The 2,725-nt window shown below is 70.4% G+C and carries 3 protein-coding genes; all 3 read left to right on the top strand.

From position 1 onward, the window contains the following. Positions 1 to 220: 220 nt before the first annotated feature. Positions 221 to 1,096, top strand: coding sequence for a DUF3662 and FHA domain-containing protein (locus Q4P07_RS14190; RefSeq protein WP_303375565.1), 876 nt, complete (start codon positions 221 to 223; stop codon positions 1,094 to 1,096). Continuing rightward, the gene (locus Q4P07_RS14185) at positions 1,096 to 1,563 is read left to right on the top strand and encodes an FHA domain-containing protein (RefSeq protein ID WP_303375564.1); all 468 of its coding nucleotides are present in this window, start codon (positions 1,096 to 1,098) and stop codon (positions 1,561 to 1,563) included. The genes Q4P07_RS14190 and Q4P07_RS14185 overlap by 1 nt, the downstream gene beginning before the upstream one ends. A gap of 2 nt (positions 1,564 to 1,565) precedes the next feature. Continuing rightward, positions 1,566 to 2,725: PP2C family serine/threonine-protein phosphatase (locus Q4P07_RS14180; RefSeq protein ID WP_303375563.1), on the top strand; the 1,160-nt coding region annotated here is incomplete at its 3' end.

Below are 2,725 nucleotides of genomic sequence, written 5' to 3'. Positions count from 1 at the left end.
GAGTTGAACCCCCACGCCCTTTCGGGCACACGGACCTGAACCGTGCGCGTCTGCCTATTCCGCCACTCGCGCGAGTGCCGAGCAAGATTAACACGGGCCGGGGGTGCCCCAGAAATCATCGAGCGGGCCGGTGATGCAGGGTCTTTGCAGTACCGCAAAGTACGATCGGTCCGGGCATCGTGCCTGCCCCGAGGGGTACGACGTGAACGAAGGAGAGGCCGTGGGAGTGTTCGACAGGCTCGAGCGGGGGCTCGAGCGTGCGGTCAAGCAGCCTTTCGCGCGCGTTTTCAAGGCCGAGGTGCAGCCGGTGGAGATCGCGTCCGCGATGCGCGACGCGATGGACGACCGCGCCGCTGTCCTCGGCCCCGGCCGCACCATGGTGCCCAACGTCTTCACCATCCAGCTGGCCGAGAGCGACCACGAGCGCCTGGCTTCCTTCTCCCGTGCGCTGACCGACGAGCTCGTCGCCGCGGCGGAGGATCACGCTGACGCGCAGCGGTATGTCGCACCCGGACCGTTTGAGGTGCAACTCACCGCCGGCGACGACCTGGACACCGGCATCTTCCGCGTCGCGGCCGCCGCCAAGGACGGCCGGGACAAGCGAGGCGGGGCCTCCGCCCGGGAGTATGCCAAGGCGACACCGCGCAACGAGCGCCTCCAGCCCGAGCCTGAAGCCGACGCAAGCGACCCGCAAGCTGCCTACCGTCGCCCCGTCCCCGCAGCGGGCGCCGCCGACAGCTATGTGCCGACCCGGGCCGGCGGGCACACCCGCCAGTTCTCGACGCCCGAGCCCCGGGCCCGCGATGCCCGGCCATCCCTGGAGGTCAACGGGCGGCCCGTGCCGTTGCGCGCCGCTGTCACCACCCTGGGCCGCGACGAGAGCGCCGACGTGACCATCGACGACCCGGGTATCTCGCGTCGGCACGCCGAGGTGCGCATCACCCACGACGGCCCGCACCTACAGGTCATCCTGCGCGACCTTGGGTCGACCAACGGCACCTACCTCAACGGGGAGCAGGTGGGCAGCGAGGAGTTGCGCAACAACGACCGGATCACCCTTGGCCGCACCCATCTGACTTTCCGCCTGGAGACTTGATGGGGGAGCTGACCCTCAACCTCGTCCGGCTCGGCGTCATCGTGCTGCTGTGGGCCTTCATCTTCTCCGTGGTCGGCGCGCTGCGGGGCGACCTCTACGGCACGCGGGTCCTGAGCCGCAACGCCGGCCCAGCTCGGTCCCGCGAGAGCCGCACCGAGCGCAAGCAACGCAAGAGCGCTCCCACGCACCTCGTCGTCACCGAAGGCCGCCTGCGCGGCACCACGATCCCGCTGCACGACGCGGGCGTGCTCATCGGGCGCAACCCGGAGTGCTCGCTCGTGCTCACCGACGACTACGCCTCCGGCCGCCACCTGCGCATCTACCCCGGCACCGACGCCTGGTATGCCGACGACCTCGGCTCGACCAATGGCACCGAGGTGAACGGCGCGCGGATCACCACTGGGGCCCGGCTGGACCCCGGTGCACAGATCCGGATCGGCCAGACCGTCATCGAACTGCGACGCTGACCATGCCCGTCTCCCTGCGCTACGCCGCCCGCTCCGACGTCGGGCTGGGCAGCAAGTCCCGCAACGAGGACTCCGCCTATGCGGGGCCGGAGCTGCTGGTGCTCTGCGACGGGATGGGCGGACATGCCGCGGGGGACGTCGCGTCCTCGTTGGTGGTCGGCGAGCTGGCCCACCTGGACGGGGAGTCGCACGGCGCCGACGATGCGCTCGACATCCTGGAGAGGGCGTTGGAGGAGGCCAACAACCGGCTCGCGGACGTGATGGACGTCTATCCCGACTCCGACGGTATGGGCACCACCTGCATCGCGATGCTGCGCGCCGGGTCCAAGCTGGCCGTCGCCAACATTGGCGACTCCCGTGCCTACCTGTTGCGCGCTGGGCGTCTCACCCAGATCACCAAGGACCACAGCTTTGTCCAGAAGCTGCTCGACGAGGGCAGGATCGGCAAGGAGGAGGCGCTGCACCACCCGCAGCGCTCCCTGGTCACCCGCGTCTTTACCGGCCGCCCCGAGGACTACCCCGACCTGTCGCTGCGCGAGCTGAGCCTGGGTGACCGGCTCCTGATCTGTAGCGACGGTTTGACCGACTATGCCGCCGAGGAGACGGTCGGCGAGATCTTGTCCCAGACCGACCGCACCCCCGGCCAGGTCGCCGACCAGCTGATCGATCTCGCACTGCGGGCCTCCACCCGCGACAACGTGACCGTCATCGTCGCCGACGCCGTGTCCTCCGGCGACGGGACGACCAAGGCGCAGGTGGTGGGGGCCGCGAGCGAACGACGGGGCCGCCGCGGCAGCGCCTCGCCCACCGCCGCCGAGAAGGCGGCGATGCTCTCCCGCGAGGCAGCGGGGCACACCCCGGCCCACGACGGCCCAGTCCTGGCCGAGGAAGGCCCCACCCATCCCGCGTTGATCTGGCTGCGGCGGATCCTCGCGACCGCCGGCGTGCTCGCGGTGCTCGCAGCCGTGGGCTGGTTTGCGTGGGGCTGGAGCCAGACGCAGTACTACGTCGGCGAGCAGGACGGCATGGTCACGATCTATCGGGGCCTGGCCCAAGACCTCGGTCCGGTCGCACTGGGCAGCCCATCTCAGCAGACCGACCTGGCCCTGGAGCGGTTGCCCGACTACTACCAGCAGCGGGTGCGCCGCACCCTGTCTGCCAG

Origin of the sequence: Ornithinimicrobium sp. (genome assembly GCF_030537745.1) — a bacterium.
In the GTDB taxonomy this organism is placed as follows: domain Bacteria; phylum Actinomycetota; class Actinomycetes; order Actinomycetales; family Dermatophilaceae; genus Ornithinicoccus.
The sequence above is the reverse complement of the archived record's forward strand: the minus strand, read 5'-3'. Positions and strand labels throughout refer to the sequence as shown.